Source organism: Blastopirellula marina (genome assembly GCF_002967765.1).
GTDB lineage: Bacteria > Planctomycetota > Planctomycetia > Pirellulales > Pirellulaceae > Bremerella > Bremerella marina_A.
The window spans coordinates 383,688-409,109 of sequence record NZ_PUHY01000012.1; the positions used below are offsets into that span (position 1 = coordinate 383,688).

At 54.2% G+C, this 25,422-nt stretch carries 22 protein-coding genes; 5 read left to right on the forward strand and 17 right to left on the reverse strand.

What is annotated here, in order from left to right; all coding sequences use genetic code 11:
• Entirely contained in the window at positions 1-2,076 is a 2,076-nt protein-coding gene (locus C5Y83_RS17885) for a spermidine synthase (RefSeq protein ID WP_105331124.1), read from the reverse strand.
• A 526-nt stretch (positions 2,077-2,602) separates the two neighbouring features.
• On the opposite strand from C5Y83_RS17885, the gene C5Y83_RS17890 reads away from it, so the two are divergent.
• The 3 genes from C5Y83_RS17890 (at position 2,603) to C5Y83_RS17900 (ending at position 4,750) form a co-directional block, all read left to right on the forward strand.
• On the forward strand, positions 2,603-3,034 hold the full coding sequence (locus C5Y83_RS17890) for a nuclear transport factor 2 family protein (protein WP_105331125.1): 432 nt from the start codon (positions 2,603-2,605) through the stop codon (positions 3,032-3,034).
• A 224-nt stretch (positions 3,035-3,258) separates the two neighbouring features.
• A complete protein-coding gene (gene panD, locus C5Y83_RS17895; RefSeq protein ID WP_105331126.1) occupies positions 3,259-3,645 on the forward strand; it encodes an aspartate 1-decarboxylase in 387 nt (128 codons plus the stop codon).
• Between the two features lie 790 nt (positions 3,646-4,435).
• A complete protein-coding gene (locus C5Y83_RS17900; RefSeq protein ID WP_105331127.1) occupies positions 4,436-4,750 on the forward strand; it encodes a hypothetical protein in 315 nt (104 codons plus the stop codon).
• An 81-nt stretch (positions 4,751-4,831) separates the two neighbouring features.
• Here the strand turns inward: C5Y83_RS17900 and C5Y83_RS17905 are convergent, their stop codons facing one another.
• The 4 genes from C5Y83_RS17905 to C5Y83_RS17920 form a co-directional block, all read right to left on the reverse strand.
• Positions 4,832-6,697, reverse strand: coding sequence for a transketolase (locus C5Y83_RS17905; RefSeq protein WP_233207273.1), 1,866 nt, complete (start codon positions 6,695-6,697; stop codon positions 4,832-4,834).
• A 117-nt stretch (positions 6,698-6,814) separates the two neighbouring features.
• Positions 6,815-7,450 (reverse strand): protein-L-isoaspartate(D-aspartate) O-methyltransferase, encoded by a 636-nt coding sequence (locus C5Y83_RS17910; protein WP_105331901.1) that lies wholly within the window; start codon positions 7,448-7,450, stop codon positions 6,815-6,817.
• A gap of 123 nt (positions 7,451-7,573) precedes the next feature.
• Complete coding sequence (locus C5Y83_RS17915; protein WP_105331128.1) at positions 7,574-9,838, reverse strand: DUF1549 domain-containing protein; 2,265 nt, start codon at positions 9,836-9,838, stop codon at positions 7,574-7,576.
• Between the two features lie 9 nt (positions 9,839-9,847).
• The gene (locus C5Y83_RS17920) at positions 9,848-10,375 is read right to left on the reverse strand and encodes an RNA polymerase sigma factor (RefSeq protein ID WP_105331129.1); all 528 of its coding nucleotides are present in this window, start codon (positions 10,373-10,375) and stop codon (positions 9,848-9,850) included.
• A 432-nt stretch (positions 10,376-10,807) separates the two neighbouring features.
• On the opposite strand from C5Y83_RS17920, the gene C5Y83_RS17925 reads away from it, so the two are divergent.
• Together C5Y83_RS17925 and C5Y83_RS17930 are read left to right on the forward strand one after the other, a co-directional pair.
• On the forward strand, positions 10,808-12,256 hold the full coding sequence (locus C5Y83_RS17925; RefSeq protein ID WP_105331130.1) for a trypsin-like peptidase domain-containing protein: 1,449 nt from the start codon (positions 10,808-10,810) through the stop codon (positions 12,254-12,256).
• A 271-nt stretch (positions 12,257-12,527) separates the two neighbouring features.
• On the forward strand, positions 12,528-13,277 hold the full coding sequence (locus C5Y83_RS17930; RefSeq protein ID WP_105331131.1) for a hypothetical protein: 750 nt from the start codon (positions 12,528-12,530) through the stop codon (positions 13,275-13,277).
• Between the two features lie 35 nt (positions 13,278-13,312).
• Here the strand turns inward: C5Y83_RS17930 and C5Y83_RS17935 are convergent, their stop codons facing one another.
• From C5Y83_RS17935 to C5Y83_RS17990, 12 genes are all read right to left on the reverse strand, one after another.
• Positions 13,313-16,324, reverse strand: coding sequence for a DEAD/DEAH box helicase (locus C5Y83_RS17935; protein WP_105331132.1), 3,012 nt, complete (start codon positions 16,322-16,324; stop codon positions 13,313-13,315).
• A gap of 128 nt (positions 16,325-16,452) precedes the next feature.
• Entirely contained in the window at positions 16,453-17,202 is a 750-nt protein-coding gene (locus C5Y83_RS17940) for a hypothetical protein (RefSeq protein WP_146117820.1), read from the reverse strand.
• Positions 17,203-17,315: 113 nt separating this feature from the next.
• Positions 17,316-18,062: a DUF1559 domain-containing protein gene (locus C5Y83_RS17945; RefSeq protein WP_105331134.1), complete on the reverse strand. Its 747-nt coding sequence runs from the start codon at positions 18,060-18,062 to the stop codon at positions 17,316-17,318.
• On the reverse strand, positions 18,052-18,768 hold the full coding sequence (locus tag C5Y83_RS17950; protein WP_105331135.1) for a DUF1559 domain-containing protein: 717 nt from the start codon (positions 18,766-18,768) through the stop codon (positions 18,052-18,054). Before C5Y83_RS17950 ends, C5Y83_RS17945 begins: the two co-directional genes overlap by 11 nt.
• Positions 18,769-18,808: 40 nt before the next feature.
• Positions 18,809-19,561 (reverse strand): DUF1559 domain-containing protein, encoded by a 753-nt coding sequence (locus tag C5Y83_RS17955; protein WP_105331136.1) that lies wholly within the window; start codon positions 19,559-19,561, stop codon positions 18,809-18,811.
• A gap of 11 nt (positions 19,562-19,572) precedes the next feature.
• Positions 19,573-20,355, reverse strand: coding sequence for a DUF1559 domain-containing protein (locus C5Y83_RS17960; RefSeq protein ID WP_105331137.1), 783 nt, complete (start codon positions 20,353-20,355; stop codon positions 19,573-19,575).
• A 3-nt stretch (positions 20,356-20,358) separates the two neighbouring features.
• Positions 20,359-21,141, reverse strand: a complete 783-nt coding sequence (locus C5Y83_RS17965) for a DUF1559 domain-containing protein (RefSeq protein ID WP_105331138.1) — start codon at positions 21,139-21,141, stop codon at positions 20,359-20,361.
• 3 nt (positions 21,142-21,144) lie between these two features.
• Entirely contained in the window at positions 21,145-21,927 is a 783-nt protein-coding gene (locus C5Y83_RS17970; RefSeq protein WP_105331139.1) for a DUF1559 domain-containing protein, read from the reverse strand.
• Entirely contained in the window at positions 21,924-22,616 is a 693-nt protein-coding gene (locus tag C5Y83_RS17975) for a DUF1559 domain-containing protein (RefSeq protein ID WP_105331140.1), read from the reverse strand. Before C5Y83_RS17975 ends, C5Y83_RS17970 begins: the two co-directional genes overlap by 4 nt.
• Positions 22,613-23,389 (reverse strand): DUF1559 domain-containing protein, encoded by a 777-nt coding sequence (locus C5Y83_RS17980; RefSeq protein ID WP_105331141.1) that lies wholly within the window; start codon positions 23,387-23,389, stop codon positions 22,613-22,615. The genes C5Y83_RS17975 and C5Y83_RS17980 overlap by 4 nt, the downstream gene beginning before the upstream one ends.
• A gap of 134 nt (positions 23,390-23,523) precedes the next feature.
• Entirely contained in the window at positions 23,524-24,252 is a 729-nt protein-coding gene (locus C5Y83_RS17985; RefSeq protein ID WP_105331142.1) for a DUF1559 domain-containing protein, read from the reverse strand.
• Positions 24,253-24,337: 85 nt separating this feature from the next.
• Entirely contained in the window at positions 24,338-25,042 is a 705-nt protein-coding gene (locus C5Y83_RS17990) for a DUF1559 domain-containing protein (RefSeq protein WP_105331143.1), read from the reverse strand.
• Positions 25,043-25,422 lie beyond the last annotated feature (380 nt).

A 25,422-nucleotide genomic window follows, 5' to 3' on the forward strand; every position in this document is an offset into this window, starting at 1 on the left:
TTACTTCAACACCTCTAGCAGATTGCTGAAGTTGTCCGTCCACGGTTTGGCGTAAACCATCTTCGGGCCCAAGTTGGTCGCAGCCGATTGCAGCGTGTCGTCCGAGAGGAACTGTTGATTCTGCGACGTAATGATCCATTGCGAGCCGGTCTGTTGGGTCGCGGAATCGGGAGCGGTGGTGATATACAGTGTTTCCAGATCGAACTCTTGGCATGTGCCTAAAACGACCGGTCGGAGATCTAAGTGCTTATTGCTGACGTGAATCGCCAACACGCCACCTTCTGCTAAATGCCGCATGTAAATCGCGAACGCTTCACGCGTTAAAAGATGCGTTGGAATGGCATCCCCACTGAACGCATCCAGCACCAACACGTCAAACTTCTGTTCCGATTCACGTTCGAGCGATAGTCGCGCATCGCCCAGTTCCAGTTCGACATCTGCCGGCGTGTCTTGCAGGAACGTGAAGTGCTGCTGGGCCATCTCAAGGACATCGTCATTGATCTCGTAAAAGCGGAAGGTATCGCCCTTTTCGCCATAGGCTGCCAACGTTCCAGCACCTAGCCCGACCACGCCAATCCGTCTTCCTTCCGGTCTATCAAGGCGCGACATGGTAAGGCCAATTCCCGTGTTAGCAGCATAGTACGAGGTTGGCGTCTGTCGCTTGTCTGGCTGTTGATACTGAAAACCATGCATGATTTGGCCATGGTACATCGCCAGGATAGGTTCGTTCGCCGCATTGGCAACTTCCCCAATGCTCAGCACACCGTAGAAGTTTCGCTGCGACTCGAGATAGCTGGAATGAAAACTACGTAACTGTCCTGACAAGGTCGCCAGCAATCCGAGAAAAAGTAACCCCATCGACCACATAGGAATCGAACCAAACCGCTTCTCGGTCGCGTTGATCGTCACCCACATCGCCAAACCAAAGGCCACAATCAAGCTAAGCGGCATTTCGTAATATTGGGAGAAGATCAGCGGGCAAACGAGCGAGACGAACATCCCTCCTAACGCTCCGCCGCCTGAGATCATCAGGTAGTAAAGCGTCAGATGGCGTGGGGCCGGCTTAAGCCTTACCAATTCGCCGTGACAGATCATGCAGACAAAGAACATGGCTCCAAAGTACGAGACGGCAACCCAGGCAATCTCGACCATCCCACCAAAGATTTGCAGCAAGCTGATAACAACGATGCTTCCCAGCGCCATCGGACCAATCCAACCGCGACGGTACCATCCGTCGCCATCGAAACAGAAAATGAAGGTAAGCAGATACAAGCTAAGCGGGACCACCCATAGAAACGGCACCACAGCCATGTCTTGGCAGACGTGATTCGTCGTGGCCAGAAGCATGATGCAGGCAAACGCCGGTAAGACGAGCCAAGCCGCCAGTGTTCTGGTATCAGGTACGGCAGCCTCGGTATCGATGGGACTCGCCAACGAGTCACCCTCCGGAAGAATATCGCTACGAACATTCTTCAGCACAGCCAAGGCAATTGGCAGCAATAACATCGCAAAGCCAACATAGCCCCAACCCCAAGCCTCGGCCTGCCACGGCAAAGTCCAGTTGGGCTCGACCAGAAAGGGATAGGTCAAAAGTGCGACCAGCGATCCAACGTTCGACAGGGCATACAAGCGATAGGGAACCTTGCCAGGCGCGAGCTCGCTGAACCAATGCTGCAGCAAGGGTCCGTTGGCACTGAGCAGGAAGTAAGGCAAACCCAAATGAGTTGCTAATAACGCCAAGATATACCCAGGCGGCCAGACATCGGCACCCGGCTTCCAAGCTTCGCCAGGCGAAATCGGCATCAAAAATAACGCCAGCACCATGAGCGCCGCGTGCACCACGGCTTGCCACTTCCGCGGACAGTACGTTGCTAGCAGGTGGGCATATAGGTAGCCGGTAAAGAGAACCACTTGGAAGAACAACATACACGTTGTCCACACCGTGGGACTCCCTCCGAACCAGGGGAGGATCGTCTTGCTGATTAGTGGCTGCACCTGGAATAGAAGGAAGGCACTCCACAGGACGGCCAACGGCAAGATCCAGCCGACCACCAGTTTTTGATTCGAATTCGACACCGATAAAGGTCCCGATTAGCGTTGCGTTTGCGTATTTCGCGCAACAATGCGCGTACTTGTTCAGACAAACGTAGGTCACGTTTCAACCAACTTTGCGCGTATTAATACCTTTACCTACCATCAGAACTAAAAACCGATTGCAACGTAAAACATCGACCCCTTAAATTGCGCGCAATGGTTTTCCCTAGAAATCTTTCTGATTTAATCAGCGCAACCGGTTCGTTTAGACTTGGAGCTGATGCCGATTGAATATTAAAATCAGTCGCGTGCCTTATCTTTTCTCCTTCTTTGGCCTGCGAATTCTGCCTCGTTTTCGTAGGAGAAGAAGATTCCTTAGGGAGAGTGTTTTCAGCCAGATGCTTCGGCGATCGAGCTAGTTACCGGTTCATTGCTACAAGTCACCGCGACTCCTTCACGCCTCACGAAAGTTTCGCAGTCTTTTAACAACTCCGGCCTTATCCACTTGCTTCCATCCCATTGCTACGAAACTGGATAAAGCACCCTCACGCATGACAGGGAGATTGTCGTGTATGCAACTGCTTCGGTAGAAGCGGATGTGATGAACGTGCTGCGCAAGTTCGCAGACGCTTACGCAAGCCGCGACAAACGGAGATTGGTTGAGTTGTTTTGCCAGGATCAGGACGTTGTCCTACTCGGCAACGGTTGCGACGAACGAAACGTCGGAATCAATGCTGTGCTGGGTCAGATCCGTCGAGACTGGGAACAGACCGACACCCTGCGGATGCGATTTGGCTGGAGAAGCGTTTCGACTATGGGTCAGGTAGCCTGGCTCGCAACCGATTGCTATCTCTTCGTCCAAGCTGGCTACCGCCGGGCCGAGATTCCTTTGCGAATTACAGCCGTGATGCTCCAAGCGGAGGACGGTTGGAAGATTGCTCAACTGCACTATTCCTCGCCGATTACGGTGGAAAGTGACGTTGATACTTGTTTGGAATAGCAAACTATCTGCCTATTTTTATAATTCTCTCACTATCCCAGCCATTCCAAACACAAAAAAGCCCCCAGGTTTCCACCTGGGGGCTTTTTCCATTTCGGACATTATCCGATATAATCTAAGGCTTGGCTTTTGTTAGCCATCCTCATAGTAGCGTGACTTCCGAACCTGGGAGCACGCTTCCATGTCCCACTGATAAATTGGGTAATCACTACGAAGGCAGTGGAATGCTTCGGACCTTTCTCCGATCCAAAATTCACCGCGCCACGGTCACACAGGCCGACTTAGACTACGTGGGCAGTATCACGATCGATTCCACCTTGCTGGAAGCCTCGCAGATCCTTCCTCACGAGCAGGTCGACGTTTTAAACGTGACTAACGGAAAACGCTTAACAACATATGCCATCCCGGGCGAAGCCGATTCTGGGGTGATTGGCATCAACGGTGCCGCTGCGCACCTGGTAAGTCCAGGCGACTTGGTCATCATCGTTTGCTACGCTCAATACACCGAGCAGGAGCTTCAAGGCCATCAGCCTCGCGTGATCCTGGTTGACGAAGCAAATCGTATTACCGACTGCATCGTGGAGTCCGCCTCCATGAACTCTGCCAGCTAGTCGCAAACTGGCTTTTCTACATTCGGACAACCGCACGGGTTTCGCCGTATCTGAACTGGAGGGCAGGCTACTCTTTAGCCGATCCTTCATACTCCAGGGGGCCGTTGGATATAGCCCATAGGTTTGGTTTTCCAATCGCCACCTAACGAAGTGTTCCTGGGTGAAACGTTGCCGGTTTTGGCCGGCTATGACTCTGTAAACGCAGTTGCTTGTTGAATTGATCTGTTCTGTGGGGCAGACCTCATTTACGAGGTGGCAGGTCATTCAACAGCAACTGCGTTTTCTTTTAGACCTACGGTTTTTCCTTTCCCCAGGGTGGAAGCCCGCACAATGGGCTCTAAATCCACATAAGCCGGTTGCGGTCGATCCGCAAGTACGGCACATTAGGGCTATCGTCATTGGGGGAACGGCAAAACTCATATCTTGCCTAACTCGAAAGATTGATGTCCGACCCGCAACATCTTCATCGCGGGCAAGGACTTAGGGACTCGAAGACGAGCTCCTGAATACCTGGCAAGATGCCACGATACATCCGACCACCAGGTCGGCAAGAGCATGAAGAGCCGGCAGGACGTGCAGCGAACTTGTTCGCATGCCTTGGGGCAGACGTCAGGCCGGCTCTCACCTTGCGCTGAGGTCTCGGAACTCTCATATCCGCCTTTTTTGCCCTTCTCGGTGAAAACTTTTCTGCGTGTGACCTGCCGTGTCAATCGACTCGCGATAACTACTACTGCCCCAAGGGGAATCGAGTTATCTAGAACCCAAACATATACACGGAAGGACAATCACCATGGCCAAGTTTTACGTCGAATCGGGATCGCTACGACTGATCGTTGACGCTGCAGATGCTCGTCGAGCCGCTCTGTGGACCGTTCATCGGGCGATGGAACACATTCTGCCAACGGAAGAGGAGGAATTGGACGTGGATAATCTGCCAGAGATTGAGCCAGTTGGATCGATGGTGTTGGGTGACGCAATTCGCTTGAGCGAACGCGGCTTCGACAACGAAGATGTCACCCATTACGAGACACTCGATATCGTCAGCGAGTGGAGCCAGCTAATGCAGGCCCTGACTCGTATGGAAAACGAACTACGTACGGTCTAACGCCTCATCCATGAATCATAGGAGCTGCAGCGACTTTCGCGGCAGCTCCATTCAATCGTCGAATTTGTTCGCCGTTGGTTCTTACTGCCAACTATGCGTCATTGACGTAATGGACTCTTTTACCGCTTCAACAATCTTTCCTGCCGAGATACCCTGCTGATCGAGAAGCTGTTCTGTCGTACCACTTCTCGGTCGCATGCTCACGCACAATGACCGAATCGTAATTGAGGTGTCGGACAACGCCCCGCATACGGTTTCACCGATTCCGCCAGCAGCAAAGTGATCTTCGATGGTCACCAATAGACTGGTTTCACGAGCCGCGGCCTTTAACGTCTCGACGTCGAGCGGTTTTACCGAATAGAGGTCGATCACTCGGACCGATACCCCAGAACGCCCCAACTCGTCGGCCGCAGAAAGTGCCTCATGAAGAGTCACGCCTGCGGCGATCAATGTCACTTGATCATCATTCGATCGACGCAGAACCTTGCTACCGCCGATCGGGAAGCGTTCATCTCGGCCATACAGAACAGGAAGCTTACCACGCGTTGTGCGAAGGTATGCAATTCCACAGCGATTGGCCATTTGCTCGACACACCGTTCCGTGGAAACGGCGTCGCTAGGATAAAGGACAGTCGAACCAAGCACAGAGCGGAACATGGCTATATCTTCCAACCCCATTTGCGAAGGGCCGTCTTGCCCAATTTCGACCCCAGCGTGCGATCCAACGAACTTAACGTTCGCTCCGGAATAAGGAGACATACGAATCTGATCGAAAGCACGCGAGAAGAACGCGGCGAACGTCGAGACGAACGGCATCTTCTCGCGGAGAGCCATCCCGAGTGCCGCACCAACCATGTTTTGTTCGGCTATATACATCTCGAAATAGCGTTCGGGGAATTGCTCTTGGAAGAACTCCGCGCGCGTCGAGTTCGACACTTCCCCGTCGAGAATCACCATATTCGAGAACTTATCCCCCAACCGCGCGACGGCATTACCGTACGCAGTTCGTGTGGCTATCTTTTCGCCTATCTCATATTTCAACTCTTCTGGTTGACTACGCTCCAAGACAGGAAAATTGACTTCTTGCGGTGGTTTCAATTCGCCTCGCAGATCCGTAGGCACTTCTTCGATTTCTTTCAGGGCTTGCTTGAGTTGCTCATCGTCGAGTGCCTTACCATGCCAGCCATTCTTGTCTTCCAGAAACGAAACACCTTTTCCTTTGATCGTGTGGGCAATAATCATCGTCGGACGGTCTTTGCATCTTTTTGCTTGCTGGTAGGCTTCGCTGATCTCACTCAGGTTATGTCCTTCAGGAACGATGACCGTGTTCCAGCCGAAAGCTTCAATCCGCTTTTGATAGACATTCAGGTTATGCCCTTGCATCGTCGGACCGCGTTGCCCCAAGCGATTGACATCGAGAATACCAACCAAGTTATCTAGCTGATACTCACTGGCAATTTGCATCGCTTCCCATTGCGAGCCTTCGGCCAGCTCGCTGTCCCCAATCAGGACATATGTGCGAAACGGGATCTCATCGACATACTTGCCGCTCATCGCCATTCCCACGCCGATCGACAGTCCTTGACCAAGCGAACCAGTCGCTGCTTCCGTGTATCGAAATCGCGAAGTGGGATGGCCTTCAAATACGCTGTCGAATCGGCGATAAGTCATCAGGTCGTCTTCATCAACGGCATCTGCCGCACACCACAATGCGTAGAAGAGCGGTGAAGCATGTCCCTTCGAGAAGATCAGTCGGTCGTTGTTGTAATGACGCGGGTGATCGATGTCGTACCGGAAGTGCCCGTCAAAGAAGAGAGCCACCATCAGTTCAACAGCTGACATGGAGGAGGTAGGATGCCCTGATCCAGCCCGGTTGGTGCAGTTCAATATCCACCGTCGAATGTTCGCGGAGATTTGTTGAAGCTTTTTCTTTTGTGTCATTTCCATCGACATTTCCTCCCAAAGGTGAACGCAACGACCTCAAACCAATCCCCGTGCGAATGAAAAGTGCAATAACTATGCCAGGGTGAGGCAGGGGAGTGGCTTAAGAAGCGTGCTACACCACTAGTCCGTGTCGGGAAGAAGGGGAACAAACCGCACGTTGCCAAGGTCATCCTCAACGTAGCGATCCTTCGCTAATTTCCGAATTCGCAGCAATTTCTGCGATTCTGGCACTGGTCCCAAGGGAATCACCAAGCGACCACCGATCGCCAATTGATCAAATAGAGCGTTCGGCACGCTCGTTCCGCCGGCAGCGACACTGATCGCGTCGTAGGGAGCTTCGTCTGGCCAGCCCTTGGTTCCATCGCCAAAGCGGATGTGGACATTTTGGATGCCAAGTTTGCGAATGACCTCCGCTGCCGAGATCGCCAGATCACCTACGCGTTCTACCGTATAAACTTCCCGCGACAACTGTGCCAGCACGGCAGCCGCGTACCCGCTACCAGTTCCGATTTCGAGCACATGATCGGTCGGCTTAAGCTCTAACGCTTGAGCCATGAGCGCTACGATATACGGCTGAGAGATCGTCTGCTTATGCGTCAACGGCAATGCCGAATCGCGATACGCATCATCACGAAAGTTCTCCAATACAAAAGCCTCACGCGGAACGGTCCGCATTGCGGCGAGCACTCGCAAATCGTCGACGCCTCGCTCTTTCAGCTGGTCGAGCATTGCTTCGCGTTGGAACTTAAGATCCATATCCGCAACAAGCGTCTTCTGCTTGGGTTTTTCGTGGCAAGAAAAAGAACAGGCCACCTCTTCGTTGAGTGTGGCCCAAATTACGCAGAGAAGCAAATCAACCGTCAATGCCGATCATCGGGATCAATGATCGAGGATGAACTCGTTGCTGTTGAGCAGCGCCCACCAGATATCTTGCAGGGCAGCTGCTTCGCTGCTGCGTGACTTAAGGATCTCGCTGATTGCGTTCAACTCTTTCTTGGTCGGGCGACGCGAGAGGGCGGCCAGGAACAAGTGTTCCACCTTATCAGATGGCGACATGTTCGAGGCGATCACGTTCTTCAATACGGCCGCTTGAGCATCGGTCGCTTGCCGCATCAACCCACCGTTCATCATCAGCAATGACTGAGTCACGCCGCCATCGAGCGTTGACGTCTCGCTATCTTCATCGTCTCCCATCTTCTGGTTGACCTGGCCAAGCCACGTGTGACGCTCGTCGCTCGACGCGATGATCGCACTACCACGCCCAGGATTCTTGGCCAGCATCTGTAGCGAATGAAAGAGCTGCTCCGCTTCCATCTGGCGCGCGTAGTAACGCGCAAACAATTGCTGACCCGCATCAGGGTCGTCGGCCAGGTTATCGTCAATTTGGCGACTCGAAAGTGCATACGGTTCGGACAGAACGATCCACCTCATCAGACGCTTCATGTCGAAACCTGATTCGGCGAAATGAACAGCCAAGTTATCGAGTAATTCAGGATGCGAAGCAGGATTGTGTGGCCCCATGTCATCGACCGGCTGCGTGAAGCCCACGCCAAAGAAGTGTTGCCACATTCGATTGACGGTTGCCTTGGGGAAGTCATCCGAGTTAACAATCAGTTGCGCCAACTCCTGACGTCGATCGACTTCGGCGACTTTACCCGAAGCTGGGATCTTCGTTCCATCGACGAATTGAGGGTAGGCAACTTTAACCAGCCCGTTGGGCTGTTCGTAGTAAACCTCGCCCGCGTCCGACGCTTGGTTCTTCACGAAGTCGCGATCGAGAATCGCCAACTTGCCGGAGTCACGATCTTTCGCCAGCTTCGTTTGGCGGAAGAAAGCGTTCATGCTCCAGAATTGATCCTGATTCCAACCAGTTGTTGGATGGTTGTGACACTCAGCACATTGAAGCTGTTGCCCAAGGAACGTCGAACAGGTCTTCGCCGTGGCCAGCTTGGCATCGCCATCGACCATGCTCACCAGGAAGTTCGTCGCAGGATTGAAGCTTTCGCTGCCAGGGCTGGTAGTGCCCGTCGCCGTGATCAGCTCTTTAACCAGCAGATTGTACGGTTTGTTCTTCTCGAAGGCAGTGGCCAAGTAGCCTTCCAGTGCAGAGCGATCGATCGGACTATCATCGCTCATGCCACCAGCGCGACCCACCAAGATGTTGGCGAATCGTGCACTCCAGAACGAAGCGAACTCCTGCTTGTACTTCTCGTTGCCGAGGATTTCGTCGACCAGCCAAGTTCGCTTGTCTTTGCTGCGATGCTTGGCATAGCTTTCGATTTCCTCGACGGTTGGAATCCGACCGAGTAGTTGCAGGTAAGTACGACGGCAGAACTCGTTATCGGTTGCGGCCGGCGAAGGTTTTACGTTTTCGCTCTTCCAGGCGTTGGCAATCGCGTTGTCGATCTCGCTGATGACATCGCGATCGTCCAGCCGCAAGCTATCCCACATGCGGGGCTTCACGTAGCTCGGGGCGGACTTATCCGCGATAGCGACTTGATCGACCGACTCGATTTCGCCACCATTCTGCATTCCGCCCACTGCTGGCGACATGCCACTGGATGGCGCATCGTTCGACGCGACCGTCTCAGGCGAAACAAGGTCATCCACGGAAGATCCGTTCCGAACGATCGCTTCGTTCGATGGAACGTTATGGTCAGCAAGCTGCGGATCGACATCCGGCTTGACTTCATGATCGCGGGCGCCGCTCGACGGTTTTTGATTCCCGTCGGCGGCGAGCGGAATGCCTTGCCCTGGCAAAAATCGTTGATAGGTGTAATAGGCCACGCCACCCAGCATTACCAACAGGCATAAGCTGAGGGAAAGCGAGCTGATCGCGGTGAAGAAACGCTGACGCTTCAAGCGACGCTTGAATTCGCCCGATCGCTTCGTTGGGGCGTCGGTCGCTGCGACACCACTTGTCGATTGCGATTCAACTGATGGTGTCTCAGGCGAAGTCGTTTGCGTTGCCGTAGAAACAGCAATCGACAGAGGCGCTTTGGCTTGACCGTTCTGCTTAGGCGATTGTTTCGCAGCTTGACGTTGCTGGTGAGCCTGAACGACGCGCGCAGTGAGATCCGGCATCTGCTGCTGGCCAAGCAGTTCCTCTAAGAGAGGATCGATGATGGGATCTTCGTGATTCATGTTCGTATCTTACGACTCGTCTTTCAGTTTCAGCTCGATGCAATCGCGAAGCTGCTGCTTTGCACGTTGCATCAAGTTCTTTGCTCCATGTTCGCCGATCTCGAGGGCCTCGGCAATTTCTGTCCGTGATTTCCGATCCTGGAAGCGAAGTTCCAGTGCCAAACGGGCCCGATCAGTCAAACCCTGCAGGCACTCGCCGAGCATTTCCAGCAATTCCTCAGGCTTCCGATCGTCGGTATTCGCCCAAAACTGGTCGATGTTCTCGACCATTTGGATGTTGGTCTGACGTCCTTCCTTGCGGCGACGATCGATCAGCAAGTGCCGGGCAACGGTTCGCAGATACCCCCTGGTGGCGGCATCTCCTTGGTCTTCGAACGGTTTTTCCAGGATCTTTAAAAAGGTTTCCTGGGTCAGATCCTCTGCCTCTTGAGGGGAACACCCCCAAGATCTCAAACATCGCCATACCGTAAGCTGATGTTGTGCAACGAGTTGCGCGACATCAATCGGAGGCGATTCGTGTTGCGAGAGGTCTTTCATCTATATGGAACGGTGCTCAACGGTGAAAAGTACTCAGAAAGCTGCTGGTCCGAAGAGGATTCGTATTGCCCACGGTGAACTGTTCCAGTGTATCCCGAGATCAGAAAAAAGAAGCAAATCATCCCCCTCCAAACAAGGGGAAACAGCAGCCGGTTCGTAGTAGAACTTGGTGTCAGCATCTGGCGATGTCGGCTGATAGCTGTGAGCAACTTTAGCTTTTTCCTTCGTTCTCCCGAATTTTGCCGCAAATCAATCACGATTGCCCTTGCTGGAATTGTACGTCTTGGACGACATTGTCCCGGCGATTTCCGACCCCCATTGGCCAGGATGGCCGAACGGGAGATCGCCGGGCCGAGATTACCCCGCTGGCCCACAAGGTAACCACAACCCTGAACAAGGGTTAGGCAAACACTCGCTCCAAGGAGGGATGCGATGAAGGCGGCTACTTCGCTACTGTTACTGCTAATTCTGACGGCCCCATTGGCCGCGGCCGACTCGGTTTTGTATTGCTTCACTGCCGATTGGTGCGTCTACTGCCATCAAATGAAGCCCGTCATTTCGCGTTTGCAGCAAGCGGGCTACCCGGTCCAAGTCGTCGATAAAGACCAGCATCCTCAGATGGCGCAGCAAATGGGCGTGCGCGGGTTGCCATACTTTGTGATGGTTTCAGGGAACCAGATTGTCGGCCAAGTCGAAGGTGCCACATCGTACGATCGCCTAGCACAGTTGATTCAAGTTGCCAAACCTCGCACACCTGCTCCTCAGCAGATGCCGATGCAAGCCGGTCCCCAACTGCGACCTGCGACCGGAATTGCTCGAGGTCAATCACCACAAAACCCAGCCGTAACGCAGCCAGCTGTTTACAGCCAACCCGTCGGTCCGTCGCCTAGCGGTGGTGGAAACGTTCAAGCTCAGGCCATGCAGGCCAGTGTAAAGTTGAAGGTTACCGATCCCGATGGGCACTCGTACGGAAGCGGCACTGTGGTACACACGCAAGGCAACGAAGCCCTGGTCCTGACATGTGCCCACTTGTTTCGCGACTCCAACGGTGAGGGGCCCTTGGAAGTAATCACCTATCAAGATTCCGAACAAGGGACGACGGTCCCGGGGCGCGTTCTCGTTTTCGATCTCGACCGCGACGTGGCTCTGGTTTCCATCCGAACGCAATCGCCGATCAAACCGATGTCGATCGGCTCAGCCACGCATCCGGTTGAAGTCGGTCAGCCAGCTTTCAGCGTTGGGTGCGACAACGGTGGGCCTCGCAACTTGTACCAGACACGCATCAATAGTTTGAATCGCTACGTCGGACACGATAACGTCCAAGCAGCCGGTGCCCCAACCGTCGGCCGCAGCGGTGGCGGACTGTTCTCGGCCGATGGCCAGTTGATTGGTGTCTGTAATGCGGCGGACGACGAAGACAATGAAGGAATCTACGCAGCTTTACCGACGATTCATGCCGTTCTGCAGAAAGCTCAACTCGCGCATTTGTTCCAGAACCAAAGCCCGACGCGTCTGGCATCGCACACGCAGCCAGCCACAGAATCACGACCAACACCCCCACGTTCGATTCCTCAGTCTCCACCCAGCAACTGGGATCGTCCGACTCCTTCTCGATCCGTAGCGAGTAGCTCAAGCACGATGCCTTCCAACGCCTCGGTGGAGAGCATGCAGGGTTTGAACGAAGTTGAGCGCGAGATGCTGCGTTATCTTCGCGGCCAGAAAGATGGGGCGGAAGTTACCGTGGTTTTGCGATCGAAAGACAATCCCACCGCACAACCCGCTGTCTTCACGTTGCCGAGCAGTCCTTCGCCGGCACTCATTCAGCAAGCGTCGCAAAACACCGGGCGGCCTGGTCCGATTATGCGGGGGCAAAGCCGCTAAGGGTCGCCACGCGATATCTCGCACTGCACAAATCCGGCAAGTCAAAGCCCTTTTTGTGGCTTTGATTTGCGATAAACCGTCCGAACCAACAGCTCGTTACTACGGTATCACCTCGATTCCGTTCTGGTTGTAACGGTTGCGCTGACCTCTGGTGAATTCTCGCTACGGCATTCCGTAGGGAACACGTACCCTGTCGCAGACGAAACGTATGATTTTCACGTAGGGAGGGATATCTCTCTTTTCGCGCCCCCTTTTCCTGGGTGATCGGACTGTGATTGTCGTTCTGCTTTTCGCTGTGATCAACTTGCTGGCTGGCTTTACGTGTGCCGTGCTGCTGGGCTACGGCCCACGCCCTTGGTATGCACTGTTCCTGCCATCTGGCGGTGACAACTTAGTCCATATCGAAGCCTTAGAATCGGAAGCCGAAACACAACCAGCGACTGAACCGGTTGCCGAGAAGGAAGCACCTCCGGCACCCAAACCCGAGCCACCACCAGCCCCCGCGCCGGAAACGGAACCAGAGCCAGTCGTGGCGGAGAAGCCGGAAGAAGCGCCCGTTGCGGAAACACCAGCGGAAGAAGCTCCAGATCCAGCACCCGAGCCAACTGCCGAAGAGCCTCCCAAAGCAGCAGAAGAACCACCACAACCGGTGGCGGAAGAGTCTGCTCCAACGGAAGAGGTTGCCGCCGAAGCTCCTGCGGAAGAACCTGCTGAAGAGGAGCCAGAAGTCGCGACGACTCCAAAGGCAGAACAAGATGCCAGCGAGAACGAACTCGAGGATTACCTCGCAGGCCGTCGCGACGAACCGGTGAAGAATCCGGAAGAACAACAGGCATCGATCGATGACATTGAAGCGATGTTTGCGTCCTCGGCAGAAGATGCCGCTTCGGAAGCGAAAGCTGAGGCGGACGAGAGCGAGGAAGACTCGGAATCTGCCAATCTCGAAGCAGAAGCGGACGAAGAGGAAGAACTCGAAGACCGACCGCTCGACCAGGACGACATCGCAGCACTCTTTAAATAGACCTGCTCCAACGGTTCCGCTTCCCACAACTCGGTTTAGCGGAAGATTTCTTTCTCGTGAAAGTCCCCTTCCGGACTCATCCCTTTCTTCAATGCGTCTCGCATGAGTGACTCGCCTTCGCCACGCAGGGCAAACACGGGAAAGCCAGGGCTGACGAATTCATTCCAGTATTGCTCGTAGACTTCGACCGTTTCCTTGTTCTTGGCCAAGACATTCGGCACGGCGTGAACCATTACGGTGCGATCTTCACTCTTCTCCAGATACTGCCCGAGCATGTGCGGCAACATCCGCGAGAGCCATGTGGTTCGGACAAACTTCAGCTTCCGCGGAATGATGTAACGGGGTCGATTCAGCGGACCGAGTGCTTCGTGCAAGGCCGTGACAAACATCCGACTGTCTTCCGACGTCGCGTCTTCCAGCATCACACGCACATAACCGCCGGCACGAGTGCGGGCGACCACCTCCGGGGGTGATTTAAGCAGCTTCAACTCGACCATCGTCCGGGCGATTGCTTCACCGATCGCTTGCACCAGCGAATCGCTCGACCACGGTTCGTTTGCCCCAGAGAACGGCGGGAAGCCACCTTCTTCGCGGGGCGACTCGTTAACGCGCATCTCGAGCGTGTGGCTTGGTTCACCTTGATAGGGCGTCCCAATTTTCCACAAGTCGCGTGTCTCTTGCCGCAGTGCGACGCGGTCTAGCATATCGCGATTTAGTTCCCGGACCGAGCCTTCCAATAGCTCTGGGCGCAGTTCGGTCAACGCAGGGTGGACGTGGCCGACGCCCTTCTCGATCATTGCGTCATCGGTCACCCCAAAGATGTTTTGATGCTTCTTGATAAACCGAGCATAATCGTCGAGCCCTTTGCTAAACTCGGGTGCGATGCACACGACGTCCCAGTTATTGGCTAATTTCTCCGGGACCACCGGATCGAGTCGAAAAGACCTTCCGCGTAGTTGCCGCACCGTCATGCTGGTGGTAACCGTCGTCAGATCGACCAACACGTTGATTTTGTTCGCATCCCAGCCTTCTCCCAGAAGCCCACGTGTGCCAACTAAACACTTGGTGAGGCCGCGTTGGAACAACTCGGTAATCATCTCGACGTAAACTCGCGGGCACCAATCGCGGCCACTCCCGCTGACGACATGGAAGCCAACCTCTTCTTCAAACGTAAGTGTCGCCTCGTAGCCCGCGTTGGATAGCCACTCCTTCGCAGCAGCTTCAAATCGTTGAGCTAAGTCGTCATCGACCAGCACACTACTCCCGGTGACCAGCACCGGATCGAGTTCGTCCAGCTTAGGGTCGCTAACCAAAACGCGAAACGCCGCGATCGCACCGCCAGCTTCGCTGCTCAGCAGATGCTCAACCTCCGAGATGGTAGCCGAAGTCTTCTCGAAGTCGGTCACGACAACGGCCCGAATCGTATCGCCTAGCGCGGCCATTTCGGCTGTCAGGATCGGAAGCAGGGCCTTTGCTTTTTCGCTGCTGTACGCCAACACTCGACCGACCGGCGAAGCACAGGCCTGGCAACCGGTTTCAGTGATCTGGACGCCCAGCATCCTAAGACCGGAGATTACCTTCTCGGATAATGCCCGATCTTCTGCGTTGGCGGAACGCCGGAGGGCGTGGCGGACGTAACGATCGAGCACCGGGATCACCACCGGGATCTGTGGTACTTCGTCCAAAGGCACTTCGATAACCACCGGCGGGACCTCAGGTGGCAGATCGATCTTACGGATTTGCAGGAAGACCCGCGCAGCATCGGCGAATTCTGGATCTCGACGATGAAACGACGACCAGGTCTTGAACGTGCTTGTCGCGTGACGGCGCGTTTCCAGTGTTTGCAACAGCCACGGCACGAGGGCTTTCACACGCGGGGCTTCGTCCACCGTTTCGACGACTTCGGTCTTCGACTCCGGCTCTGTTTTCACTAACGGTACGCTTACCGGAATGAGATCGGCGAACGGATCTTCTTCCTGGAAAACGGCCTCCGTCCCGCCAACATGGTGCAATAGGGGAACGTCCTGCTCTTCGACTTCCGGCTCCGGCTGACTGACGGCGGTCGTCTCGGACGGGAACTTCGTCTCCTCGCTCGATTCGTCGGAAGGCTTGTTGCAGACCAGTTCCAAGATCTCTTGCAGATGATCGTCGGCCTGGGCAACGAAGCGGAGTTCGGCTTCCGAAGGGCGAACGAAGTAAGCGAGGTCTTGGTACGGAGCAAGAAACCCGTCTCGCACGACCGCCGGAACGGGCACGTCGTGGTCGATCGGACCGAGGAACTGGGTGTAACGTTCGAAGTCGGCCGGGATCTTTCCGTCACCATCTGGTGGTGTTGCCGTCAGACCGATCACGATCGCATCGTCCAGCGACTCCATCGCGTCGGACAGCACGCGTCCCCAGTGACCGACCAAATGGTGACACTCGTCCAGGATCAATAGTCCGACGTCTGCCTCACGCAGCCGCTTCCAGGTTTGCAGACACGATTGATGCAGCATCTCAAACGATTCGCCGGCTAAGCCAGCTTCGTCGCGGACTTGCTTGCGGTAGGCGGACAGACGCTGGTCGTAGTAGTCGCGATTGTGCCGCTTCAAATCGCGAATCCACACCTTCGCTTCGGCTGGATCTTGGGCCTGACCTTTTTCGATCAAGCGATCTTCCCATAACGACATCGCTGCATGATCGAGCCCATCGTCTCCGCGGCGGGGCAGGGTAACAGCCTGGTAGGTGAGCGACGTAAGTAGCTTCGGTTCCTTCGCATCAGTGCTGACCATCATCGAAACGGGCACGTTCGACTCGAACAGATCCGTCCTGGCCGCCCATTGCGATTGAATCGCCGAGTTGGGACTTAGCACCAAGGCAGGCCGCTTAATCAATTCGGCCCACAGATAAAGCCCCACCACCGTCTTGCCCGAACCAGGCGGAGCGACGATGTGTAGCTGCCGTTCCCCCTGAGCTAGTTGCTGTGCCGCGACGTCACGCACTTGCAACTGCGACGGCCGCAACTGACCGCGGAACCGGATGGAAGGGAACGAGATATCAGGCGTCATGTCGGCGGTCGATCAGGAAGTTCATTCACGAGCTAGCAGCAATACGTATTCTTCTCTTCGGCAGGTAGCCGTCGATCGGATCAGCGAAACCTTGCAAGGGTTGCGGGGTGATGCGAGTTATGCCGGACTTACCGCCCAAAGGCTTCTTTTCCGGTTGCCTCGGCCGCGATTCCTTCGAGACGGATTAAGTCTTCTCTTGTTAACACTCTCTCACTGCCATCGGCAAAGATGAAGAGCGTTCCTTCCATCCGAGCGTCATGCAGGCTGACCCGCGATACTATTTCTTCAAGCGTAATCCCGTCTGGTTGCATCCAGAGAACCGGATTCGAATAATCTAGCACGATGATGGGTCGATTTTGTTTGCTAATATTCTTGCCCCAATCGCCTAACCGTTCGCGGGTATTATTGTTCCCACTCACGATCGCCCGATAAGGAGTAAGCCCTTTCCGATTGGCTTCGTCGTCCTGCCAAAAGTGGCTCTCATAAATATTCGGTGCATTTTCTAAGAGCCTACGGTTGTGCAGGCTATCCCAAGGTTGTTGAAGGGAGTATTGGTCCAACAGCTCTCCCATTTCCATCTCAGGCAACAGAAGTACACGCCAAGAATGCATGGGAGCCCCGTTCTCGTCATATTCGTTGACGAAGGGGAGGCGGTTACCAGGTTCGCTCAGGGATTTCATTTGAATGGCCATACCTATCAAACTCGCATAGATTCGCGAATCGTGCCTACTGCGGTGGTGATAGTGCCCATGCGTGCTTTGCCAAGCGACGTTCATCACTAAGCACAGGCATCCCACAACCGCGACAACCGCCATCAAGGTATGCAGACTGAACTTGCCGGGCTTTCTCTCGTGTCGCCGTAATGTTTTAACTTCCATCGATTAAAATCATGTTTTGAAATTGCGACCGATCCGATTCTCGGAAGGACTGAACGCCGCCAGCGATCGGATCAGCGAAACCGGACGTGGACTTGAGCATCCACCATGTTGTATCAATCTTTGCGATCAAAGGCACTCTTTCCTAACGCCTCGGATGCCAGTACTTCCAGTCGCCCGCGGTCTTCCTCGGCAACCACCTTGACACTGCCGTCAGTAAAAATAAAAAGCGTTCCGTTCATGCGGGGGTCGTCCAAGGTTGTCCGAGCGAGGATTTGATCGAGCATGATTCCGTCGGGCTTGGTCCATGGAACGGGATTGGCAAAGTCTTGTATGACGATCGGTCGGTTTTCCGGGCTAAACATTTCTCCCCAATCTCCTAGACGTTCCGTGGCATTGTCTTCTCCACTCCAAATCGTTCGATACGGGGTCAGCCCTTTTCGATTCGCCTCTTCGTCCTGCCAGAAGGGACTTGCGAAACAGTGGGGCATTTTATCGACCAGCTTAAGATTGTGGGGACTATCCCATGGCTGGTTGAAATCGTACTGATTGAACAAGTCCGTTCGTTCGAGCTCTGGTAGAAGGAGCACACGCCACGAGTGCATTGGGCGTCCTGCAGAATCATATTGATTAGCAACGCCTGAGGGGTTTGCTGTTTGGTTAATAAAAAGCCCAAGGGCAATCATCTTTGCGTCTTGTTGGGCGTGTGACTTTCGATCGTGACTGAAATGCCCGTATGTCCTCTGCCGAATTTTGTTGACCCCATAACACAACACGGCCACGACCGCGATGGAGGCCATCAAGGTCTGCAAACTGAACTTGCCAGGCTTTTTTTCGTGTCGCCGCAATGTTTTAACTTCCATCGATTGAAATCATGTTTTGAAATTGCGACCGATCCGATTCTCGGAAGGACTGAACGCGGCCATCTCCGAACAGGGTCGGTATGCCCAGTGGAAGATTAGCGTCGAAATCAAGATTCAGGAATTGCTGCGGAGTAAGATCGATAGGTTGGGTCCAAGGAACCGGATTACTATCGTCTTCCACCACCGCGACGACATTCGAGATACCGTTGGTAATATCCTTAAAGGCAACCGGGCCTTGCGTGTTGATCGCGGTATTGGGTCCGGCGATCGCGACATAGGTGGTGGTCCCAGGATTGAATTGATCGGCGTGAGCTGGGCTGACAAATGCCGCCGGTGTCTCGCGGGCTAACAACATGTTCTGAGGACTGTCCCACGGCTGCGATAGATCGTACTGCTGGTAAAGGTTGTTCTGCTCCAGATAAGGCAAGATGAGAACTCGCCAGGAAGTCATCGGCCGACCATTTTCGTCGGTTGTGTAGGCGGGAGGAAATGCGCCGTAGGTATCGTGATAGTTATGTAGGGCCAGGCCGATCATCTTCATATTGTTTTGCGCTGCAGCATGTTGCGCCGCGTGTCTTGCTTGGGTGATCGCCGGTAGAAGCAAAGCCGCCCCAAAAATCCCACAGCAGGCAAGCCCTGACACAAACAGAACCAGTACAACGACGACGATCACCACTTTGGCATTACCATGACGAAATCGCTTCACGAGAAAACTCCTTGACTGGGTGCAGGATCGGATGCAGGAACTAGCGGGCTGCGTTAGGTATTCGTCCTTCGTCGCAAAAGATTAGATTGCCAAGCCGCGCACACGCTTCTTCGTCGAAGTGCTCGACCTTGGCGTCGCCGTACAGAACATGAATACCGTGCAATTCATTCTGGTCGATCGGATCAAGCGAAAGCAATTGCTGCGGGCTGATATCGTCCGGTTTCGTCCAGATCACCATCCGTCCAGGATCGTCGATCACCATTACCGATTGGTCAATCGCATCCGTTTTCAGCTGGTAATTGAATTTCTGCCCCGGCCCTGGCCGAAGCACCGTTCGTCCTCTTTGGGAATCAACCACAGCTAGGTAGGGCGTTTTGCCCTGTGAACGTGTTTTAAAAAAGAATGGACTGGTAAGTGCTTCCGGCATTTGCGAGATCAGCGGTTTGTTCGTCGGGCTGTCCCAAGCCGCATCAAGATCGAATTGATCGTACAGGTCGCTTGCCTCGATGAACGGCAAGATCAAAACACGCCACGAATAAAGGGGCTGGCCCTGTTCATCGGTCACATAGGCTGGCGGGAACGCACCGTGCACGTCGCGGTAATTGAGTAAGGCCAAGCCGATTTGCTTGATATTGTTTTCAGACTGCATACGTGCCATTTCAGAACGCGGATGCCCTGTGCTAGGCAGCAGCATAAATGCCAAGCCAAAAAATGCAATGAACGCACCAAAGATCGTGATAACCGTGTCGTTCTTGCCTGGTTTAAATCGTTCGGGTGAGTGAGGCTGGTTCATGATGGCATACCTCAGCGAGAGACCACGCGACCGTCGTCGCAATAGATGAGGGCGGGCAATTCATCGGTGCGAAACGTGAACGTCACCGAACCGTCGGCCCAGAGAACGAACACCCTTTCAGGCTCATCACGGGAAGGTTGAACCTGGGCCGCAGAGGCGAGGAACTCGAGCGGATCGACATCGACCGGTGCGGTCCACGTCACGAAATGATCGGGTTGACTCACGACCATCCCGCTACTGGAAGCACCATCAGGGATTTCCTGAAGGGAACGACCTTTTCCAGCGCGAAGCACGGTACGTCCTTCAAACGTATCGACCAGAGCCACACAGCTTGTCTCGCCGTTGGCAGCCCGCTCGCGCGCGTAAGGGTTAACAAAGGCGGACGGCATTTCTGCGATTAATGCACGGTTCGTTTTACTGTCCCAGGACTGGGTTAGATCGAACCGCTGATAGGTGTCTTCCTGCTCCAGGTAGGGCAGGATCAAGACACGCCACGAATAAAGTGGCTGGCCCTGTTCATCGGTCACATAGGCTGGCGGGAACGCACCGTGCACGTCGTGGTAATTGTGAAGTGCCAGTCCGACCTGCTTCAAGTGATTGCTAAAATTCAATACCGTATAGTCTCCACGCGACTGGCGAACATTGGGCAACATTAATGCGATCAAGACTGCGATAATCGCGGCGATGACCAAGTACTCCACCAAGGTCAGCTTCCACCATGGCTTATCGGGAGTGGTGGCAGACGCGACTTCTTTGCACTCGGTCTGCGGACTGTCGTAAGGGTTAACTTCCATCGCTCACCGAACCTTTCCGATGCGACCATCGTCGCAGAAAGCCGCCGGTACTAGGTTATGTTCTACTTCTTCTTGGCCACGAAAAACGACTCCGTTGGCCATTAGCAGGAGCACAGTATCAGGCGAGTCGTCGTCAGGCGTCCAACCGGCGGACGCCGCTATGAAGTCGAGTGGATCGATATCGGTGGGCGCCGTCCACACGACAAACTTTTCTGGATGGCTAACCACCATCGCACTGGCCTCGGCGCCATCGGGGATTTCGCTCAGCGTACGTGCGTTGTCCGGCCGAAGAACCGTCTTGCCGTGTTTTTTATCGACCAATGCCAAATAGCTCGTCTCCCCAATGACTTCCTTGCCAGGTGCCCATGGATTGGCATAACACTCCGGCATTTCTTGAACGAGCGGCAAGTTCGCTTTGCTATCCCAGGCCTGGGAAAGATCGAATCGGTCGAACAGATCTTTTTCATCCAGGTAGGGCAACACGAGGACACGCCAAGAGTAAAGCGGCTGACCCGTGTCGTCGGTGACATACGTCGGAGGTAACGTCCCATGCTCGTCGCAATAATAATGGAGAGCCACGCCGATCGCCTTCAGGCGCATTACCGACCGGAAAGTTGGGGCTCTTCGGGGATGCGACGTCGTTGCCGGGATTAAAAGACCAATCAAAATGAGAATAATGAAGCCAACTACCAAGCAATCGACAACGGTCGGCTTCCACCTTGGCTTATCGGGGGCTACCGGTTCCTGAGTTTCGGTGCGTGGACTGTCGAAGGGGTTGGTTTCCATTGCCTACGGCTCCTTCTCGGGATCGACGTTTGAGTAGGCCCAATCCGTGACTCGCCCCCAATCACGACTTTCAATTCGCTTCACGCTGCCATCCCCAAAGAGCAGATAAACGCCACTCTCGACAGGTCCTGGCCAGTCGAAATCTTTCTGTTGAGCCAATTCACGCGGGCTCACATCGCTTGGCTCGGACCATGTGCAGGAAAGATTCGGATGATCGATTGCCAACACCCATTGGCCAAGTTGGTCATGATAGTCGCCGAGCAAACGCCCCTGATCGGGAAGAAGCAACGTGCGTCCGTCCGTCTCATCAACCAGGGCCAATAATCGAGTTTGACCACCGGTTGCCGTCTCGGGATCTTCATGGTTGCGATAAGCCTGGGGCGTGCGTTCGATCAACGTTTGGTTGTGCCCCTCGTTCCAGGCCTTGTCGAGTTCAAACTCGGAGTAAAGTTGTTCTTCACCGACGTAGGGAAGAATGAGCACTCGCCAAGAATAAAGCCGCTTGCCGTGCTCGTCGGTAACGTAGGCCGGGGGCAATTCGCCATAGATGTCGTGATAGTTATGCAACGCCAGACCGATCTGGCGTAAGCAGTTGTTATTCGACATTCGCGAGGCTTGCATTTCGCGGGCCGACTGAACCGCAGGCAGCAACACGGCGATCAAGATCGTAATAATTCCAATAACGACTATCGCTTCGACCAAACGGTTTGGCTGTTGTTTCTTCATGACGGGCTCTTGCGACTCGGCATGAGGACTATCGAACGGATTCAAATCGCTGCCTATCACTTGGGTACCTTTCCATCGTTGGCGTACAGAAGTGGCAGCAGTTTTGTTCGCGTCGGGTTCTCGATTTCACTTGTACTGGTATCGCAGGTCACCAAGGCTACCCAGGGTGTAATTGACTCGTCGGTTGGTAAGTTATCGAGGAACTGTTCAGGCGAAACATCTTGCGGTTGCGACCAAATGACCGGGTGTGAGCGATCTTCCACAACGATTGCGGTGGCTGCTAACCCATCGTCTGCAGCGATATCGGCCAACGCTTGACTGGTTTCACGCAATATGGCCGTACGTCGTTCGTCGGTCGAGACCAATGCCACGAACGCAGTCTCCCCTTGCGAATAGTCAAGATGCCAACAGATGTAGCAAGTGGGGATTTTGCTGGAGAGTGAAAGGTTCGCCGGAGAATCCCAGGCCTGGTCCAGATCAAACTCTTCGTACAGATTATGTTGTTCCAAGTAAGGTAATAACAAAACCCGCCAAGAATAAAGTGAATTCCGTTCCGCATCACTGACAACAGCCGGCGGGAGCGTACCGTGCTCCGCCTCATAGTAACTCAACGCCAAGCCAATCCTCTTCAAATCCATCATGACCTGCATTCGCCGAGATTGTGTTCGCGGCGTATCGAGGTTCGGCATGAACACCACCAGGAGTGCGAGTCCGAGCAAAACCGTCAGGCAACCGATGGTTACTTTCATCGCGGCGGCACCTTTCCATCGTTGGCATACATCGCAGCTGGCAGAACGGTACGCAGGTCGTCAGTCAGTCCTTGAACCGATCCGTCTCCGTAAGCAATCGCGACTTCATGTTCGTAGTCGCCTGGTCGGAAGCGGCGTAAAAACTTGGCCGGGTCGGTGTCGTTGGGTTCCGTCCAGAAGATTGGGGCGTTGAAGTTGGCAATCAGCATTGCCGTATTACTGGTTCCGTCGCCAATCGTATCGAAGGTTCGTCCTGCGGTACGTTTGATCATCGTCCGCGAGCCTGACTCGTCGACGAGTGCTTGATAAGGCGTTCGTCCGGCATCGTTTTCATGGTAAGGCGAGTGAAAGCAGTCCGGCATTTGGCGGACCAAGAGTAAATTGTTCGGCGAATCCCAAGGCTCACTTAGATCGAACTGCTTGTGCAGGGCCCCTTCGCCGATCATTGGCAGAATTAGTACCCGCCACGAATAGAGCGGCTTTCCGTCGGTGTCGGCGACGTAGGCCGGCGGAAACTGCCCGTGCGTGTCGTAATAGTTATGCAGGCCAAGGGCAATGACTTTGAGCTGGTTTCGGTTATGGTGCAGGACCGCCTCGGGACGTGGGTTTCTGATAAAAGACCACAAACAAAATAATAGGAAGAGGCCTACCGCTCCGATCAGCACTAGGGTGAAGATGCCATCGCGCCGGTAGTGTGGATTGGGCCCGCTGGTAAGCGCCGAATCGCTGGCGTCATTGTGCGGACTATCAAACGGGTTCGGCGTATCGACCATGAGCCCACCGATTTTGCGAAGAGAAGCGTACTGAGAAGTACCATTTATTCTCTTCGATTGGGGGGAAGCGTGCAATCAATTGGCAGGAAACGCCGGCGCGTGGAATCAAGTTAGCAGCTTGAATCTCGCCGACGCTACATCGTTCGGCCCTCGAAGCTGATCGTTTGGCCATCGTTACGCACGGCCAGATTCTCAAGATCTTTTGGCGCGATCTTCGAAATGCGAACCATGCCTGCATGAACCAAGGCGACGTAAAGCGGCTTTTGATCCGTTACCTGAGAAGAGTAACGCTTCAAGAAATCCTCTAGCGAGAGATCTCTAGGTTCGCTCCAGGGGACTGGGTTTTCCAGGTCCGCGATCAGCAACAAGGTGTTTTCTCGACCATCTTTGCATTCGCGAATATCCAATTGCTGATCGGCGGGAAACATCGTGTTCGGACCGACGACCACCACAAACGGAGTCTTTCCATCGCTGCAATCACACTGCGGAGATCGAAAAGCCTCAGGCGTTTCGTCCGCAAAACGCAGGTTGTCTGGGCTGTCCCATGGCTGCTGGCGATCGTATTGCTTGAACAAATCGCTTTCGTCGATGTAGCTAATCATCGCCCGCCACGAGCAGAACGGCTTCCCTTCCTCATCCTGAAACGCCGCCTGCGGGAACATTTGATGGGTATCGTGGTAGTTATGCATTCCTATCGCGATCACCTTCATCCGGTTGATTGTGATCTGTTCTTGAGCCGCATCCCACATCGGTTTGCCAACAAAAACCCCAAATAACAGCGAACCGACCAATGCTAAGCCAACAACGGCCAGCACAATAAAAAGCGGAAATGGCTTTTTGGCGGGCGAGTTCGTGTCGTTCATGGTTCTTTGAGTCGGCAAATATGAGAGCGGCTAACGGAAGAGCCAAATCATACCCACCGCCCGATCGCCGCGAAAGTATTTGCAGCTACCAAGCGGTCAAGCCGCCGCCGAGCTGCAAAACCTCTGCAAGCAGGTGACGATTCTCGTTGGTGAATTGCCAAGTACGACCGTTGGCCAGACCAACATTCAGATAGGGTGAATCGTCGCTATCCGAGGACTGCCAGGCCAAAACGTCTTCGGGTGATAGATCAACCGGCTGGGACCAAATCACCGGCTGAGCAAGGTTCTCGACAATCAGTGCCTCGCTGGCCAGTTCCTCCGGCAACGTTGATTCGCCAAAAACGCCACAACGACTCGGCAACTTTTCTTCGAGCACGATGCCTACGAACGATGTCATACCTGGCTCGGCATCTTTTAGAAATGGGTCGAAGTAGGGTGTCGGAGTTTTCTGAGACCACGCCACGTTCGCCGGACTATCCCACGGTTGCGATTGATCGTACTCGGCGTAGATTGCATGATGTCCCAACTGCGGCAGGATCAATACTCGCCAGGACGTGAGTGGCTGACCCTTTTCGTCTCTGGTGTACGCAGGAGGCAACGTACCGAACTCGTCGTTGTAGGCTCGAAGGGCTTGTACGATGTTGGTCATTCGCTTGCGCCGAATGCTTTCAGGGGAAATTTTTTCCGGCGGTCGCGCACAGCAGACATCGGGAAGTGTGACGTAGTCGCGACATCCAAATGCCAACACGGAGACGAAAACGGCAATCAATACCGGTATGACAAATCGCATCACAGGTTCGTCCTTCACAGATCTGCGTGCATGCACGCGAAAATTATCCAAGTCGGTCGACCTCACTGATCCCGACCGACTTGGTAAATGCCTTGAACGTTTTTGGTGAATGTTGATCGTGATGTCGGTTGCCAAACGAGCCGCGTTCTTGCCAATCGCCCTCACAACCGTCAAAGCCGGCGCAAGCGTGCCGACTGCGACAAGAAATCTAATTGGCAAAGCAATGCCAATCAAATCAATACACTCGAAGCCCGATAACTATTACACCTAGGCAAGATGGGGATCTTCCTGGGTGGTTAAGGTTTGCGAACGATCCGAGTGAACAAGACGCATGTTCACGAACGATAGTTCAGTTGAAAGTCCGACTCTCTTACCAAAGT

Excerpts from the sequence above, each read along its gene's own strand:
- panD (WP_105331126.1), top strand. The coding sequence starts at position 3,259 with ATGCTTCGGACCTTTCTCCGATCCAAAATTCACCGCGCCACGGTCACA.
- C5Y83_RS17900 (WP_105331127.1), top strand. The coding sequence starts at position 4,436 with ATGGCCAAGTTTTACGTCGAATCGGGATCGCTACGACTGATCGTTGAC.
- C5Y83_RS17905 (WP_233207273.1), bottom strand. The coding sequence starts at position 6,697 with ATGGAAATGACACAAAAGAAAAAGCTTCAACAAATCTCCGCGAACATT.
- C5Y83_RS17910 (WP_105331901.1), bottom strand. The coding sequence starts at position 7,450 with ATGGATCTTAAGTTCCAACGCGAAGCAATGCTCGACCAGCTGAAAGAG.
- C5Y83_RS17915 (WP_105331128.1), bottom strand. The coding sequence starts at position 9,838 with ATGAATCACGAAGATCCCATCATCGATCCTCTCTTAGAGGAACTGCTT.
- C5Y83_RS17920 (WP_105331129.1), bottom strand. The coding sequence starts at position 10,375 with ATGAAAGACCTCTCGCAACACGAATCGCCTCCGATTGATGTCGCGCAA.
- C5Y83_RS17925 (WP_105331130.1), top strand. The coding sequence starts at position 10,808 with ATGAAGGCGGCTACTTCGCTACTGTTACTGCTAATTCTGACGGCCCCA.
- C5Y83_RS17935 (WP_105331132.1), bottom strand. The coding sequence starts at position 16,324 with ATGACGCCTGATATCTCGTTCCCTTCCATCCGGTTCCGCGGTCAGTTG.
- C5Y83_RS17940 (WP_146117820.1), bottom strand. The coding sequence starts at position 17,202 with ATGGAAGTTAAAACATTACGGCGACACGAGAGAAAGCCCGGCAAGTTC.
- C5Y83_RS17945 (WP_105331134.1), bottom strand. The coding sequence starts at position 18,062 with ATGGAAGTTAAAACATTGCGGCGACACGAAAAAAAGCCTGGCAAGTTC.
- C5Y83_RS17955 (WP_105331136.1), bottom strand. The coding sequence starts at position 19,561 with ATGAACCAGCCTCACTCACCCGAACGATTTAAACCAGGCAAGAACGAC.
- C5Y83_RS17960 (WP_105331137.1), bottom strand. The coding sequence starts at position 20,355 with ATGGAAGTTAACCCTTACGACAGTCCGCAGACCGAGTGCAAAGAAGTC.
- C5Y83_RS17965 (WP_105331138.1), bottom strand. The coding sequence starts at position 21,141 with ATGGAAACCAACCCCTTCGACAGTCCACGCACCGAAACTCAGGAACCG.
- C5Y83_RS17975 (WP_105331140.1), bottom strand. The coding sequence starts at position 22,616 with ATGAAAGTAACCATCGGTTGCCTGACGGTTTTGCTCGGACTCGCACTC.
- C5Y83_RS17980 (WP_105331141.1), bottom strand. The coding sequence starts at position 23,389 with ATGGTCGATACGCCGAACCCGTTTGATAGTCCGCACAATGACGCCAGC.
- C5Y83_RS17985 (WP_105331142.1), bottom strand. The coding sequence starts at position 24,252 with ATGAACGACACGAACTCGCCCGCCAAAAAGCCATTTCCGCTTTTTATT.
- C5Y83_RS17990 (WP_105331143.1), bottom strand. The coding sequence starts at position 25,042 with ATGCGATTTGTCATACCGGTATTGATTGCCGTTTTCGTCTCCGTGTTG.